We start from the raw sequence: 16,152 nt of genomic DNA, 5'->3' as shown, positions 1-16,152 counted from the left end.
TACCATGACCTAATGTCCGACCCGGGCGGGCCCGCCGACAGCCACTACGGCGAGACAACCGCGGTGCCCAACTCCGCGAACACCGAATCCGTAAATCTGGCATGGTCTCGCGGTAACGACGTCCCGGACGTAGCGCAGCTGCCCGCCGACAACGCCCGCGGCGTGCCCGACAACCAGGACGGGTCAAGCGAACCCGCAGAGAGCGACCAGACCTGGACCACCGCGTGGACCAGGGCAGCCGCGTTGTTGCTGGTCTGTCTCGCACTGGCGGCGGTGATCGTGGTGGCCGGTTGGATAATGCACAACGACAAGTCTTCTGATCAGACCGCTACAGCACCGTCGACCACGGCCGCCCCGGTGACGACGTCGGCAGCGGCTGCCACCACGACCGTCTCCTCCACCCCAGACCAGGACAGTCGCTACATCGCAGCCCTGAACGACAAGGGCATCGAGTTCGCCAATCCCAAGGACGCGGTCTTCAACGGCAAGACGGTGTGTCAGAACCTCGGGGTGGGGATGACGGTGCAACAGATCGTCGTGCAGTTCCAGTCCAGCAGTCCCGCGTTCAGCGCCCACGCCGCCGACTTCGTCGCCATCTCCGTGCGCGCCTACTGCCCGCAGTACAACAAGCTCGTCGCCGCGACTTAAGGCACATTCGACAAGAGGAGCCGTGATGTCGGTTGACACTCCATTACGGGTGGCGGTCATCTCTACCGGTGGGGTCGGCGCACACGCGCTGCGCGCGATCGCCCGTCGAGCCAATTACGAGCTGGTGGGCGTCTGGGTGCACAGCCCCGAGAAGACCGGCCGCGACGCCGGCGAACTGGTCGGGCTCGGGCAGCTCGGGGTGACCACCACCGCAGACCTCGACGAGATCATCGGGTTGAAACCGGACTGCGTCGTATATACCGCCGCAGGGCCGGAATTGGATGCTGCGGCCGTCCGGGACTATGTCCGGTTCCTCGAGGCCGGCATCAATATCGTCAGCACCAATACGCCGGGCATGATGTTTCCGGACTACTGGATTCCCCGGCTGGCCAGCAAGGTTCGTGCCGCAGCCCTGTCGGGCGGCGTTACCGCGGACACATCGGGCATCGAGCCGGGTTTCGCCGGCGACCAACTCGCAATCCTGCTCTCCACCCTGTCGAACAACATCAAATCTATTCGTGCCCAAGAGATTTTCGACTATTCGGATTATCCGAACAAGCACATGATGTTCGACGTGATGGGCTTCGGCATGCCGATGGACTACACGCCGCTGCTCTCGTTGAACGGAGCCCAGAAATTCGCTTGGGGCCCGCCGGTCGGCATGGTCGCCCGCGCCCTGGACATCACCCTGGACGACGTGACCGAGAACTACGAACGCGTCGCCACACCAAGGGAATTGGTGGTGGCGTGCGGCATCATCGAGGCCGGCACGTGTGGTGCGATCCGGGCCGAGACCCATGGCATGGTCGACGGCCGTGCGGTGATCACCATCGAGCACGTCAACCGAATGGCCCCGGACCTGGCACCGGAGTGGGCCAGCGCGCCGAACGGAACCTACCGCGTCATCATCGACGGCGAACCGCAGATCAACTGCGACTTGCGACTCGGGGTTGCCGACACGCATTCCGACGCCAGTGACGCCGGCATGGAGGCCACCGCCATGCGTGTCGTCAACGCGATCCCGTACGTCGTTGCCGCACCGGCCGGTATCGCGACTTCGCTTGACCTGCCGCTCACCGCGCCCCGCGACGTCCTGGTCAGTCCGTAACTCTCCGAAACGCAGCGACCAAGTCCTCCAACAACTCCCGGGCCTGTTCGGCGTCGTCGGGCAGCGATCCCGAGAAGCGAATGTCGGTAGCCCCGTCCGCCAGCATCTGTGGCACCCCGGCAACCGAGGCGTGCACGTCGATCGACCGATCCGATCCCTTCTTCAAAACCGCCGAGCCTTGAACCTGTAGGTCACTCGGGTCGCCGCCGGATTCGGCGATCGCCTGCTTCATGGCGGGTACGGCGCCCTTGAGGTCGCCGATCGCCGGGCCCCACGGAATCCAGCGTTTCCCGAACCGACCCAGCCGTTGAGCCACTGCCGGATTGACCGTTCCGCTGACCCAGATGGGCACACCGCCCGGTTGCACCGGTTTCGGCATCTGGTGGATGCCGTCGAAGGTCAACTCGCGCGAGTTGTATTCGGCACGCTGCTGCGTCCACAGCGTCTGGCAGACCTCGAGCGTATGGTCCAGCAGCCGTCCCCGGCGGTCGAATCGGAGCCCGACGGCATCGTATTCCTCCCGCTGCCAACCGATTCCGACACCGAGGTCGACCCGGCCCCCGGACAGCACATCGAGGGTCGCCAGTTGTTTGGCGAGCACCGCGGGCCGTCGCAACGCCGCGAGTAGGACGCCGGTACTGAGCCGGACGCGAGTGGTGGTGGCGGCGACCGCTGTCAACAGGATCAGTGGTTCCAGCCATTCCCCGTCGGGACCGGTCGGCTGTCGACCACCGGCGGTGCCGCCGGCCGACGGGTCCGCGTACGCGTCCAGATTCTCGCCGAAGACGACGTGGTCGGACACCACCACGCGGTCGACGCCGGCCGCGTCCATGGCGCGGGCGGTGTCCAGGGTCGTGCCCCAGTCCTGATTCGGTTCGTTGCTGAATGTGCGGAGATACAGCGAGAGTCCCGGGCGCTCGGTCATGGTCTCCGAGCCTACGGAGGGGCGCGCCGCAACGTTGCACTCCCCCGGCGGGAGCCTGCCTGCGCCGACTGATTCAGTCAACGCCACATCAGGCCGCGGAGCGTCTCCGCAGCCGGAATCTCATCGGCAGCAATCAATCCCGCGGGCGCACGGCAAACCCAGTCGATGACATTCATCACCCGGGCGGCCGTAGAGATACAGCCGGCGTCTGTTGTGTCGAACAGCGGATGCGAGACGTGTGTGTTGATCTCTATCCGAGGTTCTCCCTCGGCAACCACCCGGTGCACCCCGGCCTGGCCGTCGGGCGGAAAGGGCCAATCGGGTGCCGCGGCGTTCGTGAGCCGCGTGATGTGCTCCAGGGTGATCACTGGCTGCCCGTCGACGATGCCCTCGGCGGCGAACCGGACCGCGGCCATTCCGCCCGGTTCCACTTTGGTCATGATGCAGTCGATCGGTTCCGTTGTGTACCAACGTTCATCACGTTGGCGCACCTCGTCGAGCGTGATACCGAGGTGGTCTGCCAAATTTCGTACCGCGCCGCCAAACATGGCCACTACGACACCGGGCAGGAAAAGCATGGGTGGATCATCATCTGGTTTCATCCCGAAACCCATTGATGTGCCGGTGAATTCGTAGTCATCGTAGTTTGCGTAGTCAAATATCTCCTGGACGGTGATCGAGGAGATACGGGTAGCTAGGCTGCACGCTGAATAGACCAGTGTGTCGCCGGAAAAGCCTGGGTCGATGCCATTTACATACAGCGACGTGTTCCCGGCCTCGCACGCCCGTTGCAGCGGGTCTCGCAGCCACTCATCGGCCTGGCGCGGTGTCGCAAGCCAGACCATCGAGGTGCCAACCACATTGGTGCCGGCCGCGAGGAATCTGGTTATCTGACCGATGACCTCCATCGGCCGTGTCTCACCCAGCGCCGTATAGACCACGCAGTCGGCTCCGAGCGCGACCAAGGCTTCCAGGTCGTCAGTGGCGACGACGCCGGTGGGCTCGACCAGCCCGCACAGCTCGGCGGCATCTCTGCCGACCTTGTCCGGACTCGACGCGTGAACGCCGACCAGCTCGAGATCGGGCCGTCCGATGATGGCTCGCAACGAATGTCGCCCTACGTTGCCCGTCGAAAACTGGATCACCCTGCGCATTCGGGCCGCCTTAGTAGTCGGGTCTCAGTAGTCGGGGATGGGCAATGGTGAGTTATTAGATTCAATTCCGCCGTCCACGTGGAAGGTTGCGTTGGTGGCGTAGCAGTCAGCCGTGCTCAGGTACACACACAGGCGGCCGAGGTCTTCGACATTGCCGAGGCGGTGCAACGGCGTCGACTCCTCCATCTTCTCCCGCGACCCTGGCATCAGATCGAGGCTCGACTGCAGACCGTCGGTAGCGAACGACCCGAGCGCGATGGCGTTAACCCGAATTTTCGGGGCGAGTTCCTGCGCCATCGCGCGGGTGAGCGCTTCCAGGCCGCCCTTAGCGGTGCAGTAGGCCGCCAGCGCGCGAATACCGAAACGCGCTGAGCCCGAGGAGATATTGACGATGCTGCCCCGGCCGGCTTCGATCATGTGCCGGGCGACGAGTTGACTCATGATGAACGTGGACGTGACGCACCAGTCGAAGGCGAGCTGGAAGTCTGCGTCGGTAATGTCCAGAAACCTTCCGTACGTGGCGCCGCCGACGTTGTTGATCAGGATGTCGATGCGGCCGAAACGCTCCATCGCCGCCGCGACCACCCGCTCGCCGTCGGGGCGACTCATCGCGTCCGCGACCAGCGCCAGCCCCTTGCCACCGGCCGACTCGATGCCGGCGATCGTCGCCACGATGTCGGACTCTGTCCGTGCGGTGCCGACCACCGTCGCGCCGGCCTCGGCCAGCACCCGGGCGATCCCCTGACCGACACCCTTGCCCGCGCCTGTCACGATGGCGACCTGGCCCGCCAGATTGAACTGCTCCAAAGCCATGCGAGCTCCTTCCGTCAGATCCAAACCGGACGGCGGCGGACCTGCTGCCGTCCCCATCTAACGACTGAAACTGACCTAAGTCAACGACTAGCTGGGCCCGCAGCGGACAATGCGCCTGGCTTGACTGTCGCGGTCGCGATACTGTTTGCAGTCGAATCTTGCGGTGGAAGTGGAACGGACTGAATGACGGCAAGCAACAAAGTTTCGGCACGCGAGACCAAACGCCTACAGACGCGAGAGCGACTCCTCGGCGCCGCAGTCGCGGAATTCAAGCGCTCCGGAATGACCGAAGCCGACGTCGGCGCGATCGTGGCGGCGGCGGGAGTTGCGCACGGCACCTTTTTCTTCCACTTCCCCACCAAAGAACATGTTTTGCTCGAATTGGAGCACCGCGAAGAAGCACGCATCGCAAACCAGTTCGCCCGGTTTCTGGCGGCAGAGCACGATCTCGCGGGTGTGCTCCACGAAGCAGTTCGACTGGTGGCGGGCCTGGAACGCCGACTCGGCGAGGAATTGTTCAAAGATTTTCTGGCACTGCATTTCTCCCAAACTCGTCCGCCTGTCGAAGACGGGAAGGACCACCCACTGATCATGGCGGTGGCCCGTGAGATCGAGCAGGCGCAGGAACGCGGCAGCGTCGATCCTGATGTCATCCCGATGAACAGCGCAGTGTTCTTCCTGCTCGGTTTGTACGCGTTGTTGACGACGACGAACACCTGGCCGACACGTGATGAAATGCTCGGCGACTACGTGACCAGGACGCTGCGGAGCCTGCAGGCACGCTAGTGCCACTGTTGACCTCAGTCAGTTTCTGGACTAGAACAGGCTGGGTTGAGGGAGGCGAATTTGAATCTGCCCACATTGAACTTCCGGCGGGCCAACGGACACGGGCAGACCGCCCCCAGTACCGGCGACGGGTTGACCTTCGACGAGCACACGGAGCAGTCTCAGCTCGCGCAACGACAGGCCGACAAGTGGCTGATCTCGGGCGGCCTGCTCATCGGCACGGCCGCCCTCGGAGTCTTCGGCCTCCCCCTATTTCTGCGTGGAGTCTGGTTGCTCCGGCGAGCGCAGCGGGCAGGGCTGTCGGTGCGGCCGATGCTCGTCACACTGCTCGGCTACCTCGTCATCATCGATGCCGCCATCAACACCGTGGGCTGGGCGCTGGACATGGTGGGCAACCACACCCTGCTTGGCCGAGTGTTGTTGGTGGGGTGGGGAAATATGTTCGATGCCGGCTATTTCTGGCACTTCAACGAGCTGTGGATCGGCGGGGCGGCGGGGCCCGGCGAGAAGGGTTGGGAAGTCGGCCTGATCTTCACCGTCTTCACCATGCGGATCGCCGCCGGGATCGGGTTCTTGCAGATGAAACGGTGGGGCCATCAGTGGATGGTCGTCACCTGCTGGATGGGTGCGGTCATCTGGATCGGCTACGTATTTAACATGACGATGTACGCCGACGTGCGTTTTGCCGGCGTCATACTTCCGGTCGTCGGTTGGTGGCTCTACGACATCTTCTACATCACCCCGTTTCTTGCGATCCCGTATCTGCACACCGTGAACCGCGAGATCTTCTCGGACTGATGGCGATCTCGATCTCATTGACTTATGTCAAGGACGTTCGGCGCGGCGTCGAGTTCGATTAGCCAGCTCAATAGGCATATTCAAGATCATCACCGACCACGGTCCGCCAAATTATATTGACTTAGGTCAGTAAACGAGTTACAAAGAGCACACGATGACGGCTCAGGTCAAACCCTCGGTACGCGAGGCGCAGCGGCTGCAGACACGGCAGCGGGTGCTCGGTGCGGCGCTGGCCGAGTTCCAGCGCTCGGGTATGGCCGCCGCCGAGGTGAGTGCGATCATCAGCGCGGCCGGGGTCGCGCACGGCACGTTCTTCTTCCACTTCCCCACCAAAGAACACGTCCTGCTCGAGTTGGAGCGCCGCGAAGAAGTACGCCTTGCGGTCGATCTGTCCCGATTCCTCACCCAGACGCGTGACCTGCCCAACGTGCTGGCCGAGGTCGCGCGACTGGTCGTCGACCTCGAACAACGCCTCGGCGGGCCACTTTTCCGGGATTTTCTTGGCATCCACTTCTCCCCGACGCGTCCCAAGCGCGACGAGGAATGGACTGACCACCCGGTAATCGTGTTGCTGGTCAAGGAAATCGAGCGGGCACGCGACCTCGGTGAGGTGCACGCCGAGGTAGACCCGTTCTACAGTGCGGTCTTCTTTCTGCTCGGCATTTACGGCGCACTGAGCACCACGCCCTCCGGGAACGCGCGCGACACGATGCTCAGCAAGCTCGTCGCTACCGCCGTCCGCAGCCTGGAGCCCCGATGACTTCAACTACCCGATAAGGAGATTCGGCAGATGGACATGGTCTGGGAACTGTTGCGCTACGTAGCCGCTTGGGGCGGAACCGGATTGATCATCTGGTTCTGGTACTGGATGTTCTCCAACATCGGAACGTTCTGATCGCATGGTCGAGGCGGCCGACAAGTCGGCGATGTCGATTGAGCGTAGCTGCGCGTTGACCGCAGTGGCGTTCAGCGAGCAGCGTCGTAGCGGCGCCCGCTTGACGACGGGTGAGAAGCGCAGCTTCGGCGTGAGCAACGCATTCGACCTGGTGCACGTCCCCTACCCATCGTTCACCCGTGACTGGACCCGCAGGACGCTGACCTGCGGTGTGGCGCTGCAATGCTCGCCGTCCAAGGAGCGCCTCGCTCATTACCGGCTGATCGACCTCACCCCCCGTGAGCACCGCGCCCTCACGATCGTCGAGGCAGGGGTCGCCCTGGGCTGGATCGCCTCGAGGTGGCCGGGGCTGATGCCCGAGATCGCCAGGTTGCTGCCCGACTTCGAAGTCGGCGACCCGGATCTGGACGCCCCGGCGATGTTTGACCGCGCTATTGAGATGTCGCGCACCCGGCAGCAGATCCCCGAACACCCATTGCTGGGAATGTTGCCGCACACCGACTCGAGCGCGCGTGGATTGGCCAGTGCGATCAAGCGATTCGGCAGAATGCCGTGGACCACCACACAGCAGCGCCATCCTCGTCCCTACTCGGTTCCGGTGGGCGGAGACGGCGGCGTACGCAATCCCAACCTGCCGCCGCCGAGTCGTCCCGAGGACAACGACGTCGATATCAGTCCCGCGCGCAGGCAGGGCATCCCCTATCCCGAGTGGAATGCGTGGACAAAGAGCTTCCTCAAGGACCATGTCTCGGTCCTCGAATACCCGCCTGCTGCTCGCACCAGCCGGCCAGCGCCGATGTCGGCGAATCTTCGGAAGTGGTTCGAAGAGCACACCCATCGCGCGATGACCAATCGACTCGAAGACGGATCCGACCTCGATGTTGAACAGTACGTCCGCCACTACATCGAGACGATGACCAGCGACGCCAGCCAATCCAGCGAGCCCAGGATCTTCCGGGAGCTGCTACCCAGCGGCCGTGATGTCAGCACTGCGCTGTTGCTCGACGGTAGTTCGTCGTTGGGAGTGCACGGCGGGCGGATCTTCCGGCTGGAACTGGAATGCGCGGATGCCCTGTCTCGCGCGATGACGCTCGCCCGCGAACGCCACGGCATCTTCGTTTTCACCGGCAACACTCGCCATCGCGTGGAAGTCCGCTGCCTCAAAGATTTCCGCGACAGCCGATTCGTGGCACCCGGCAGCGCCGGACTGATGACAGGCGGTTACACCAGGCTCGGTGCACCGATTCGCCACTTGACTTCGCGCCTGCTCGCGCAACCGTCGGAACGGCGGCTGCTCATCGTCATCGGCGACGGACTCATGTCCGACGAGGGCTATGAAGGCCGCTATGCGTGGGCCGACGTGGCGCACGCGGTCGAGGAAGCCAACGATGCCGGCGTATCCGTGTACTACGTGGGTGTCGGGCCGACCCGGGTCGACCCGCTGCCCGAAGTGTTCGGAGCACGCCGATCGCAACGAATCAAACGCGTCGAGGAACTGCCGAGGGTGCTCGCCCACGTCCATCGAGAGCTGGTCGCCGCATGACCGACACCTACATCGCCAACGGCAATGAAGTGGAACTGTTCGAACAGGCTTACCGCGAACACATTCCGGTGATGCTGACCGGCCCGACGGGATGCGGCAAGACCCGTTTGGTCGAGCACATGGGTGCGCTGCTCCGCCAGCCCGTCGTCACCATCAGCTGTCACGACGATCTCACCAGTTCCGACCTCGTCGGTCGCTTCATGGTCACCGGCGGCGACGTCGTGTGGACCGACGGCCCGTTGACCCGCGCCGTCAAAGCAGGAGCCATCTGCTACCTCGACGAAGTGGTGGAAGCCCGGCACGACTCACTGGCCATCCTGCACTCGCTGACCGATCACCGCCGCGCTCTCTACCTGGATCGCGCCAACGAAGTTGTCCAGGCGCCGGATTCGTTCATGCTCGTCTGTTCCTACAATCCCGCCTACCGCAGCTCGCTGAAAGAGTTGAAGCCTTCGTTTCGTCAACGATTCGCCACCCTGCCGATGAAATACCTACCGCCAGAACACGAGGCGCAGGTGATCGTGGCGGAGGCGGGCGTCGACGTTGCGGTTGCCGGCCGACTTGTCCAATGCGCCAACGCCATCCGCAACGCGGACGACGTCTTCCACTTCGAGCCACCGTCGACGAGGGTGTTGGTCACCGCGGCGAAGCTGATCTCGTCCGGAGCGTCGGAAATGAACGCCGCCGAAGCCTGCATACTCGCACCGCTCAGTACCGACGGGGCGATCAATGAAGGTCTCCGTGAAGTCGCCGCGGCGACCCTGCTGACAACCCAAACCTCTAACTCGGGAACCGTCTAGGAAAGGAAGCCACGATGGTGGATCAACAAGAAAGCAAGCGCAAGAGAGCGCTCATCGTCTTCCAGATCTTCATCTACGGGTACCTGCTGGTGATGTTCGGAGTCCAGTTGTATATGTCCTTCGCCCGGGGCTGGTGGGATCTGTGAGTCTTTCGGTCGCTCCGCGCGACTCCGTCGGCCTCAACGAACACGACGACGAATCGCGAGACGCGCAGCGCCGGGCCGACAAGTGGATGATCGTCGGCGCCGGCCTGATGGGGTGTTGGGCACCTGGCATATTCGGATTGCCCATCTTCATGCGCGGCGTCTGGCTGCAACGCCAAGCCCTCCGCGCGGGACTGTCGGTTCGGCCGATGATCGTCACCCTGATCGGTTACCTGGTCCTGATCGATGGAATGCTCAACAGCCTCGGCTGGGCGCTCGATCTCGTCGCCAACCACACCTTGATCAACCGGGTGCTGATGGTGGGCTGGGGCAACATGTTCGATGCCGGCTACTTCTGGCATTACAACGAGTCATGGGTCGGCGGCTCATCGGGTCCTGGTGAAAAGGCTTACGTCGCAGGGCTGATCCTCACCGTTTTCTCGATGCGGGTCGCCGCGGCGATCGGATTCCTGCAGATGAAACGGTGGGGCCATCAATGGATGATCGTCACCTGCTGGATGGGCACCGTCATCTGGTGCGCCTACGTGTTCAACATGACGATGTACGCCGACGTGCGCTACGCCGGAGTCGTGTTTCCAGTCGTCGGGTGGTGGCTCTACGACATCTTCTACATCACGCCGTTCCTGGCGATCCCGTATCTGCACACCGTCAACCGCGAAATCTTCTCCGACTAGAGGGGCGCAACAATGACAACCACATCTCCGAAAGACGATACGGCAGAGGACCTTCCACCCGGCACCACGCCGTACTACGCGCGGATGCACAAATGGATCAAGCGTGCAGTGTTGGTCTGCCTGATCGCCTTGGTCATCGAAGGCGCGTTCACGTTGCCGTTCATGGCGGTCTACTACGGCTACCCGACGTTGAGCCTCACCGAAATCTGCAGTGAGTTGCTCAAAGTCCGCTACTCCGACGATGCGTTGGAATGCAAGTACCCGTACCCGCCGTTGGGTCCGCCCGAGGGCGCCGAGGGCAAGGACACCGCCAGGGATGTGTGGGGTATCCAACCGGTTCCGAAGTACCACCGGCTGGGGTTCCGTGAACTGGTGCGCATCCACGACGAACGAATCGCCCGGCAGCACGCGCAACAGCCCGCCGGCTCGAAGCCGTGACGGACAAGCTCCGAGTTGTTCAATGGACGACAGGCAACGTGGGCAAGAAGTCGGTCCACGCGATCGCAGCGAATTCGCTTCTTGAACTTGTCGGCTGCTACGCCTGGTCGCCTGACAAGGTCGGTCGTGATGTCGGTGAACTGTGTGGCATCGAACCCATCGGAGTGCCGGCCACCGACGATGTCGAGGCGCTACTGGCACTGAAGCCCGATTGTGTTGTCTACAACCCGATGTTCGCCAATGTCGACGAGGTGACTCGCATTTTGCAGGCGGGGATCAACGTCGTCACCACCTCGGAATTCATCACCGGCCATCAACTCGGCCGTGACCGTATCAGCGAAGCATGCGCGAACGGCGGCTCGACCATCTTCGGCAGCGGCATTAACCCAGGTTTCATACAGCTTTTCGCCATCGTCACGGCGGGCATCTCCGACCGGGTGGACCGAATATCCATTGTGGAGTCCTTCGACACCTCCATCTACAACTCTCCGGCCACGGAGATCCCGATGGGTTTCGGCTATCCGATGGACCAGCCCGACCTGGCCGCGATCACCGAGAAAGGGTCCGGCATCTTCCGCGAGGCGGTATTCCTGATCGCCGACGCCCTCGGAGCCCAACTCGACGACGTCCGATGCGAAGCCGAATATGCCCAAACCACAGAGGATCTGCTGCTGCCCGGCGACTGGACTATCGAGAAGGGTTGCGTCGCAGGCATTGACGTTCGCTGGCAGGGGATCGTCGACGACCGCAAGGTCATCGAGGTCCGCGGCGTGTGGACCAAGGGCCAGTCGCTGGAGCCGAAGTGGTCGACCGATTTCGGTTACACGATCACGGTCGAGGGCCGCCCGACCATCAAGAGCACGCTGAGTTTCGAGCCACCAGCGGACTTCCACGGCGAATCGATCGACGACTACATCATGCTCGGTCTGACTATCACCGCCATGCCGGCCATCACGGCGATACCTGCTGTCGTGTCGGCACCGCCCGGCATCGCCACCTACAACGACCTGCCCCTGTTGCTTCCGCGGGGCGTGCTGGCCCGCAGCTGAAAGGAATCTTGATGCCTGAGAAGAGATACCGCGTCATTCAATGGATGACAGGCGATGTCGGCCAAGTCGCGGTCCGGCACTTCGCCGACAACCCAGTCTTTGATCTGGTCGCCGTGCTCGTTCACACGCCCGAGAAGGTCGGCAAGGACGCGGGAGACATCGTCGGTATTCCACCAACAGGCGTCATCACCACAGATGACATCGATTCGGTCGTCTTCACCGATGCCGACTGTGTGTTTTACACGCCGATCATCATGGACGTCGACACCGTCTGCCGACTGTTGCGGTCCGGCAAGAACGTCGTGACGACGAGCGGATTCTTTCACCCATCCAAGGACTTTCGCGAGGAAGCAGCCAAGATCGAGGCTGCCTGCCGCGATGGGCAGACGAGCTTTCACGGCGGTGGGATTCACCCCGGCTACGCGGGTGACCTACTCCCCCTCACGCTCGCCCGAGTCATCAGCAGGATCGACAAAATCGTGGTGTACGAGGTGGTCAATGTGCTGACCGATGCGCCACTGGACCATATCGATTGGATGGGCTTCGGCAAGGACAAGGACGAATTCCTCTCTGCTCCCACGCTCTTGGGTCTAGGACTGCCCTTCTTCGCCCAATCCATGTACATGCTCGCCGACGGACTCGGCGTCGAAATCGACGACATCACTCACGATCTGGCGGTTGCCACCGCAACCGAGGACATACCGCACGAACTCGGCGCAATCGCGAGCGGAACGGTTGCGGCGCAGCATCACACCTGGACCGCCCTGGTCGGGGGTCAGCCGCTCATCGTCTTCCACGCCGTCTACCTGACCAGCGGTCCGACCAGTATCGAGCCGGCCTGGGATTGGGGAAAAACGCGGTACCGCATTGAGATTGAAGGCGACCCGCCGAGCGCACTGACCTTGGAGGGTGTCGATCCGCCGGACGGGACGATGACGCATCCCGGCTACAACTGGACCGCGATGGGTGCCATCAATGCGATCCCCGACGTCTGCGACGCCGCTCCCGGTTGGCTCACCCATTTGGATCTCGGCCTGATCCAGCCACGAGGACTGGTGCGCAAATGACGGCCTCGACAACGAGGTTGCATCACGTCGTCTTCGCGGTGGCGCGTGAGCGACAAGACACTGTCGCACAACTGTTTACAGAACTTGGCTTCAGTTTCAACGACATCAACTTGGACGAACTTGGCCTTCGAGTTCTCTTGGATTGGAGTCAGGGCATCGAACTGATCAGTCCAGCCCCGGAATCCACCGCTGAGGTCGCCGCTTCGGTAAACGAGTTCCTCGCGAGCCACGGTGATGGCATTTACACCGTCGTGGTGCAGGTTCCCGGAGCTTCGGCGGCAGAGGACATCGCCAAGCGCTACGGCTCGATAACCCGCTTCCGGCAAGGCTTCGAGGGTGACGGCAACTATCTCGAGGAAATCGACCTCTCGGTGCTCGGCCTACCACTGACCTTGCTGTCGACCAATCTGCCGTGAACGCAAAGGCGAGCGTCTTCGACGCCGATCTGCCGGTCCTCAACTACGACATCACGGACACACCCCAGGAGATTTATCCACAATTTCGGCGGGCGCAACACGAGGCACCGATTGCGCTGGGTCCCGTTGGGCCAGAAGTGCTCTCGTACGACCTTGCTCGCACCGTGCTCGGCGACCCGCGGTTCGGGATCCCGCCGGGCATCCACCTCACCGCGCACGGGGTGACGTCGGGTGAGCTGTGGGACCGGGTCGTGCGCAGCATCCTCTGCATGGAGGGTGCCCAACATCGTCGGTTGCGCAGCCTGGTGTCGAGGGCCTTCACTCCGCGGGCAACCGCGCGCATGGACGAGACCATTCACACCGTCATCAATGAGCTGACCGATGCTGTTGTCGCAGAGGGTAATTGTGAGTTCGCCGAGGCGATCGCGCGGCCGTATCCGATTCCCGTCATCTGTGCGCTGCTGGGTGCGCCGCAGCAGGACTGGGAGCTGTTTTCGAAATGGGCCGAGGACATCTTCAAAATAGTCAGCTTCGACTGCGATCTCGCCGAGGAGGAGCCCAAGGTCCTGAAGGCCTGGGATGCCTTCGACGAATACATCGACGGGATGATCGCTGATCGACGGAAGTCCCTGACCGACGATCTGCTTTCCGAACTGATCCGGGCGGAAGATCGCGGCGACCGACTCGATGCCGGTGAAGTGCGCATGCTGGCGTTCAGCATACTGGTGGCCGGAACCGACACCACCCGTACGCAATTGGCCGCCTCGATGCAGGCGCTGTGCGAACACCCAGAACAGTGGGCGTTGCTTCGGGACCGCCCCGAACTGGGCATGAACGCCGTCGAGGAAACCATGCGCCACTCCCCCTCGATGTGCAGCACCCTGCGCAGTGTCACCGACGACGTCACCGTCAGTGACTACACGTTCCCGGCCGGCACCTTCATCATCGTGAACACCTACGCGGCGAACCGGGATCCGTCGATCTACAACGAACCGACGCGTTTCGACATCACCCGCAACGATCCGCCGCCCATCCTGACCTTCGGCGGCGGTGCCCATTACTGCTTGGGCGCCAACCTGGCACGTCGGGAACTCAGCGAAGCGCTCAAGATCCTGGCCCACAGGATGCTCAACCCGCGCCTTGCCGGGCCCGCTCCGTGGCGGCCGCTACTCGGCATGAGCGGGCCCACCAGTCTGCCAATCGAGTTCGACGGATAGGCGTGGACGACCATCCGCCTCAACTCCGTCCACCCCACCGGCGTGCCGACCTCGTCCCCACCTTCGTCAACGCAATGCCGACGCCGTGCATCGATCCGATAGACGTCAGCCATGCCGTCTTGTACTTGATTTCCGACGAGGCGCGTTTCGTCACCGGTATGCAATTCAAGATCGACGCGGGGGTGACCATTAAGTGAGCAATGCTGTTGACTGCCATTGATGGTCAAAATCGGCGTTCAAATTCATCCGCAGAACACGACGATGTCCGCGCTGCGAGCGGGCTGGCAGGGCGTCGATCAGCTGGGCGTGGACAGCCTGTGGACCTGGGACCACTTCTTTCCGCCGCTGTACGGATCCGCCGACGAAGCACACTTCGAGGGCTGGCAGGTCCTGGCCGCGATGGCCGTCACCACGTCAAACGTCTCGCAGGTCGGCATGCTGGTCACCGGTGGCGGCTACCGCAACCCGGACCTGTTGGCAGACATGGCGCGCACGCTCGACCACCTGTCCGGCGGGCGGGCTGTGCTGGGCATCGGATCCGGCTGGATGGACCGGGACGAAATCGAATACGGCTATCCCGTGCGGACTCCGCGGGAGCGGCTCGATCTTCTTGCTGAGGTGCTGCCACGCATTCGCCGCCGCTTAACTCTGCTGGAACCCGGACCGATCGGCCGATTGCCGATACTGATCGGCGGCAACGGGGAACGGCGCACACTGCGATTGGTGGCCCAGCATGCAGATATGTGGAACGGGTACGGAAACCCCGACATCATTCGCGCGAAGAACGCCACCATCGACCGCTGGTGTGCCGAGCTGGGTAGAGATCCGCGCCAGATTGAACGCACAGTGTGGATCGAGCGACCCGATCCGTTCCTGATGCAATCCCTGGTAGAAGCGGGCGCTGACCACCTGATCCTGGGCTTGCGAGCGCCCTATGACCTGCACGAGGTGGAGCGGCTGGTTGCCGCCCGGCAGGAGTTTTAGCAGGTCGGCGCCGGGGTATGCGACGCCCAGCGGAGCACAGCCCACCGCCCGCGCTTTCAACTAAACCCTCCGTAGGAGGTGTATTTGCATGACCGAAATGATTATTCAATCGCCAGATGAAGTGATCGCATTTCTCAAAGCGCAGCACAACCTGATCGAGGACATGTTCGACGAGGTGCTCCATGCCTCAGATCCGCAGGCGCGGGAAAAACCGTTCATTGAACTGCGTCAATTGCTCGCCGTACATGAGTCAGCCGAAGAAATGGTGGTACACCCCCGTACCCGTCGCGAGTTCGACGAGGGTGACGCGATTGTCGACGGTCTGTTGCAGGAAGAGCATGACTCGAAGGAACAGCTGTCCAACCTGGAGAGCCTCGACATCACCTCGGACGAGTTCATTGAGGGGCTGACCAAGCTGCGTGACGCGGTGCTGACGCACGCTGAGCATGAGGAGAGCGAAGAATTTCCCATGCTGCAAAACCGAGTCGACGACGACGACCTGAAGCGCATGGGGACTGCCGTGCGAGCCGCCGAGGCGATCGCCCCGACCCGACCACACCCCGGTGTGGAATCGGCGAAGCTGAATTTCGCCGTCGGACCGTTCGCCTCGATGCTCGACCGCGCCCGCGACTTGATCAAGCAGGCCGTCGGCTAGAGTCGCGGCTCTCCGTAG

Annotated in this window: 19 protein-coding genes and 1 pseudogene; 17 read left to right on the top strand and 3 right to left on the bottom strand. The window is 62.8% G+C overall.

Annotated features, from left to right (window positions below; all coding sequences use genetic code 11):
* Positions 1-12 precede the first annotated feature (12 nt).
* Entirely contained in the window at positions 13-648 is a 636-nt protein-coding gene (locus ACZY1I_RS05450) for a DUF732 domain-containing protein (RefSeq protein ID WP_463753224.1), read from the top strand.
* A 25-nt stretch (positions 649-673) separates the two neighbouring features.
* Positions 674-1,756 carry an NAD(P)H-dependent amine dehydrogenase family protein gene (locus tag ACZY1I_RS05445; protein ID WP_463753223.1) on the top strand — a complete coding sequence of 361 codons (1,083 nt, stop codon included), beginning with the start codon at positions 674-676 and terminating at the stop codon, positions 1,754-1,756.
* Here the strand turns inward: ACZY1I_RS05445 and ACZY1I_RS05440 are convergent.
* The 3 genes from ACZY1I_RS05440 to ACZY1I_RS05430 all read right to left on the bottom strand — a co-directional run bounded on the left by ACZY1I_RS05440 (position 1,746) and on the right by ACZY1I_RS05430 (position 4,648).
* Positions 1,746-2,681, bottom strand: a complete 936-nt coding sequence (locus tag ACZY1I_RS05440) for a TIGR03619 family F420-dependent LLM class oxidoreductase (RefSeq protein WP_463753222.1) — start codon at positions 2,679-2,681, stop codon at positions 1,746-1,748. The two genes, ACZY1I_RS05445 and ACZY1I_RS05440, sit on opposite strands and share 11 nt — an antisense overlap.
* Before the next feature lie 77 nt (positions 2,682-2,758).
* Positions 2,759-3,835: an NAD(P)H-dependent amine dehydrogenase family protein gene (locus tag ACZY1I_RS05435; RefSeq protein WP_463753221.1), complete on the bottom strand. Its 1,077-nt coding sequence runs from the start codon at positions 3,833-3,835 to the stop codon at positions 2,759-2,761.
* Between the two features lie 24 nt (positions 3,836-3,859).
* Positions 3,860-4,648: an SDR family NAD(P)-dependent oxidoreductase gene (locus ACZY1I_RS05430; protein WP_463753220.1), complete on the bottom strand. Its 789-nt coding sequence runs from the start codon at positions 4,646-4,648 to the stop codon at positions 3,860-3,862.
* Between the two features lie 183 nt (positions 4,649-4,831).
* On the opposite strand from ACZY1I_RS05430, the gene ACZY1I_RS05425 reads away from it, so the two are divergent.
* From ACZY1I_RS05425 to ACZY1I_RS05355, 15 genes and pseudogenes are all read left to right on the top strand, one after another.
* Positions 4,832-5,434, top strand: a complete 603-nt coding sequence (locus ACZY1I_RS05425; RefSeq protein ID WP_463753219.1) for a TetR/AcrR family transcriptional regulator — start codon at positions 4,832-4,834, stop codon at positions 5,432-5,434.
* Between the two features lie 132 nt (positions 5,435-5,566).
* Complete coding sequence (locus ACZY1I_RS05420; protein ID WP_463753524.1) at positions 5,567-6,232, top strand: hypothetical protein; 666 nt, start codon at positions 5,567-5,569, stop codon at positions 6,230-6,232.
* 154 nt (positions 6,233-6,386) lie between these two features.
* Positions 6,387-6,992 (top strand): TetR family transcriptional regulator, encoded by a 606-nt coding sequence (locus ACZY1I_RS05415; protein ID WP_463753218.1) that lies wholly within the window; start codon positions 6,387-6,389, stop codon positions 6,990-6,992.
* Positions 6,993-7,131: 139 nt separating this feature from the next.
* On the top strand, positions 7,132-8,670 hold the full coding sequence (locus ACZY1I_RS05410; protein WP_463753217.1) for a nitric oxide reductase activation protein NorD: 1,539 nt from the start codon (positions 7,132-7,134) through the stop codon (positions 8,668-8,670).
* A complete protein-coding gene (locus tag ACZY1I_RS05405) occupies positions 8,667-9,470 on the top strand; it encodes an AAA family ATPase (RefSeq protein ID WP_463753216.1) in 804 nt (267 codons plus the stop codon). Before ACZY1I_RS05410 ends, ACZY1I_RS05405 begins: the two co-directional genes overlap by 4 nt.
* 14 nt (positions 9,471-9,484) lie before the next feature.
* Positions 9,485-9,616 (top strand): hypothetical protein, encoded by a 132-nt coding sequence (locus ACZY1I_RS05400; RefSeq protein ID WP_463753545.1) that lies wholly within the window; start codon positions 9,485-9,487, stop codon positions 9,614-9,616.
* A gap of 86 nt (positions 9,617-9,702) precedes the next feature.
* Positions 9,703-10,308 (top strand): hypothetical protein, encoded by a 606-nt coding sequence (locus ACZY1I_RS05395; protein ID WP_463753523.1) that lies wholly within the window; start codon positions 9,703-9,705, stop codon positions 10,306-10,308.
* Between the two features lie 12 nt (positions 10,309-10,320).
* On the top strand, positions 10,321-10,746 hold the full coding sequence (locus tag ACZY1I_RS05390) for a hypothetical protein (protein WP_463753215.1): 426 nt from the start codon (positions 10,321-10,323) through the stop codon (positions 10,744-10,746).
* Positions 10,743-11,795 carry an NAD(P)H-dependent amine dehydrogenase family protein gene (locus tag ACZY1I_RS05385; protein WP_463753214.1) on the top strand — a complete coding sequence of 351 codons (1,053 nt, stop codon included), beginning with the start codon at positions 10,743-10,745 and terminating at the stop codon, positions 11,793-11,795. The genes ACZY1I_RS05390 and ACZY1I_RS05385 overlap by 4 nt, the downstream gene beginning before the upstream one ends.
* Positions 11,796-11,806: 11 nt before the next feature.
* Positions 11,807-12,862, top strand: coding sequence for an NAD(P)H-dependent amine dehydrogenase family protein (locus ACZY1I_RS05380; RefSeq protein ID WP_463753213.1), 1,056 nt, complete (start codon positions 11,807-11,809; stop codon positions 12,860-12,862).
* Positions 12,859-13,278, top strand: coding sequence for a hypothetical protein (locus ACZY1I_RS05375; RefSeq protein ID WP_463753212.1), 420 nt, complete (start codon positions 12,859-12,861; stop codon positions 13,276-13,278). The genes ACZY1I_RS05380 and ACZY1I_RS05375 overlap by 4 nt, the downstream gene beginning before the upstream one ends.
* Positions 13,275-14,495, top strand: coding sequence for a cytochrome P450 (locus ACZY1I_RS05370; RefSeq protein ID WP_463753211.1), 1,221 nt, complete (start codon positions 13,275-13,277; stop codon positions 14,493-14,495). The genes ACZY1I_RS05375 and ACZY1I_RS05370 overlap by 4 nt, the downstream gene beginning before the upstream one ends.
* 38 nt (positions 14,496-14,533) lie before the next feature.
* Positions 14,534-14,692: pseudogene (locus ACZY1I_RS05365) on the top strand (SDR family oxidoreductase); the annotation flags it as partial.
* Positions 14,693-14,714: 22 nt separating this feature from the next.
* Positions 14,715-15,479 carry an LLM class F420-dependent oxidoreductase gene (locus tag ACZY1I_RS05360; RefSeq protein WP_463753210.1) on the top strand — a complete coding sequence of 255 codons (765 nt, stop codon included), beginning with the start codon at positions 14,715-14,717 and terminating at the stop codon, positions 15,477-15,479.
* 88 nt (positions 15,480-15,567) lie between these two features.
* Positions 15,568-16,134 (top strand): hemerythrin domain-containing protein, encoded by a 567-nt coding sequence (locus ACZY1I_RS05355; protein ID WP_463753209.1) that lies wholly within the window; start codon positions 15,568-15,570, stop codon positions 16,132-16,134.
* The last annotated feature ends 18 nt before the right edge of the window (positions 16,135-16,152 follow it).

It is taken from the genome of Mycobacterium sp. IDUB_37 (assembly GCF_055419245.1).
This window is presented reverse-complemented; position numbering and strand designations above follow the sequence as displayed.

Bases quoted from the DNA above. Each gene is read 5' to 3' on its own strand.
- ACZY1I_RS05450 (WP_463753224.1), top strand. From the start codon at position 13: ATGTCCGACCCGGGCGGGCCCGCCGACAGCCACTACGGCGAGACAACC.
- ACZY1I_RS05445 (WP_463753223.1), top strand. From the start codon at position 674: ATGTCGGTTGACACTCCATTACGGGTGGCGGTCATCTCTACCGGTGGG.
- ACZY1I_RS05440 (WP_463753222.1), bottom strand. From the start codon at position 2,681: ATGACCGAGCGCCCGGGACTCTCGCTGTATCTCCGCACATTCAGCAAC.
- ACZY1I_RS05435 (WP_463753221.1), bottom strand. From the start codon at position 3,835: ATGCGCAGGGTGATCCAGTTTTCGACGGGCAACGTAGGGCGACATTCG.
- ACZY1I_RS05430 (WP_463753220.1), bottom strand. From the start codon at position 4,648: ATGGCTTTGGAGCAGTTCAATCTGGCGGGCCAGGTCGCCATCGTGACA.
- ACZY1I_RS05425 (WP_463753219.1), top strand. From the start codon at position 4,832: ATGACGGCAAGCAACAAAGTTTCGGCACGCGAGACCAAACGCCTACAG.
- ACZY1I_RS05415 (WP_463753218.1), top strand. From the start codon at position 6,387: ATGACGGCTCAGGTCAAACCCTCGGTACGCGAGGCGCAGCGGCTGCAG.
- ACZY1I_RS05410 (WP_463753217.1), top strand. From the start codon at position 7,132: ATGGTCGAGGCGGCCGACAAGTCGGCGATGTCGATTGAGCGTAGCTGC.
- ACZY1I_RS05405 (WP_463753216.1), top strand. From the start codon at position 8,667: ATGACCGACACCTACATCGCCAACGGCAATGAAGTGGAACTGTTCGAA.
- ACZY1I_RS05400 (WP_463753545.1), top strand. From the start codon at position 9,485: ATGGTGGATCAACAAGAAAGCAAGCGCAAGAGAGCGCTCATCGTCTTC.
- ACZY1I_RS05395 (WP_463753523.1), top strand. From the start codon at position 9,703: ATGATCGTCGGCGCCGGCCTGATGGGGTGTTGGGCACCTGGCATATTC.
- ACZY1I_RS05390 (WP_463753215.1), top strand. From the start codon at position 10,321: ATGACAACCACATCTCCGAAAGACGATACGGCAGAGGACCTTCCACCC.
- ACZY1I_RS05380 (WP_463753213.1), top strand. From the start codon at position 11,807: ATGCCTGAGAAGAGATACCGCGTCATTCAATGGATGACAGGCGATGTC.
- ACZY1I_RS05375 (WP_463753212.1), top strand. From the start codon at position 12,859: ATGACGGCCTCGACAACGAGGTTGCATCACGTCGTCTTCGCGGTGGCG.
- ACZY1I_RS05360 (WP_463753210.1), top strand. From the start codon at position 14,715: ATGGTCAAAATCGGCGTTCAAATTCATCCGCAGAACACGACGATGTCC.
- ACZY1I_RS05355 (WP_463753209.1), top strand. From the start codon at position 15,568: ATGACCGAAATGATTATTCAATCGCCAGATGAAGTGATCGCATTTCTC.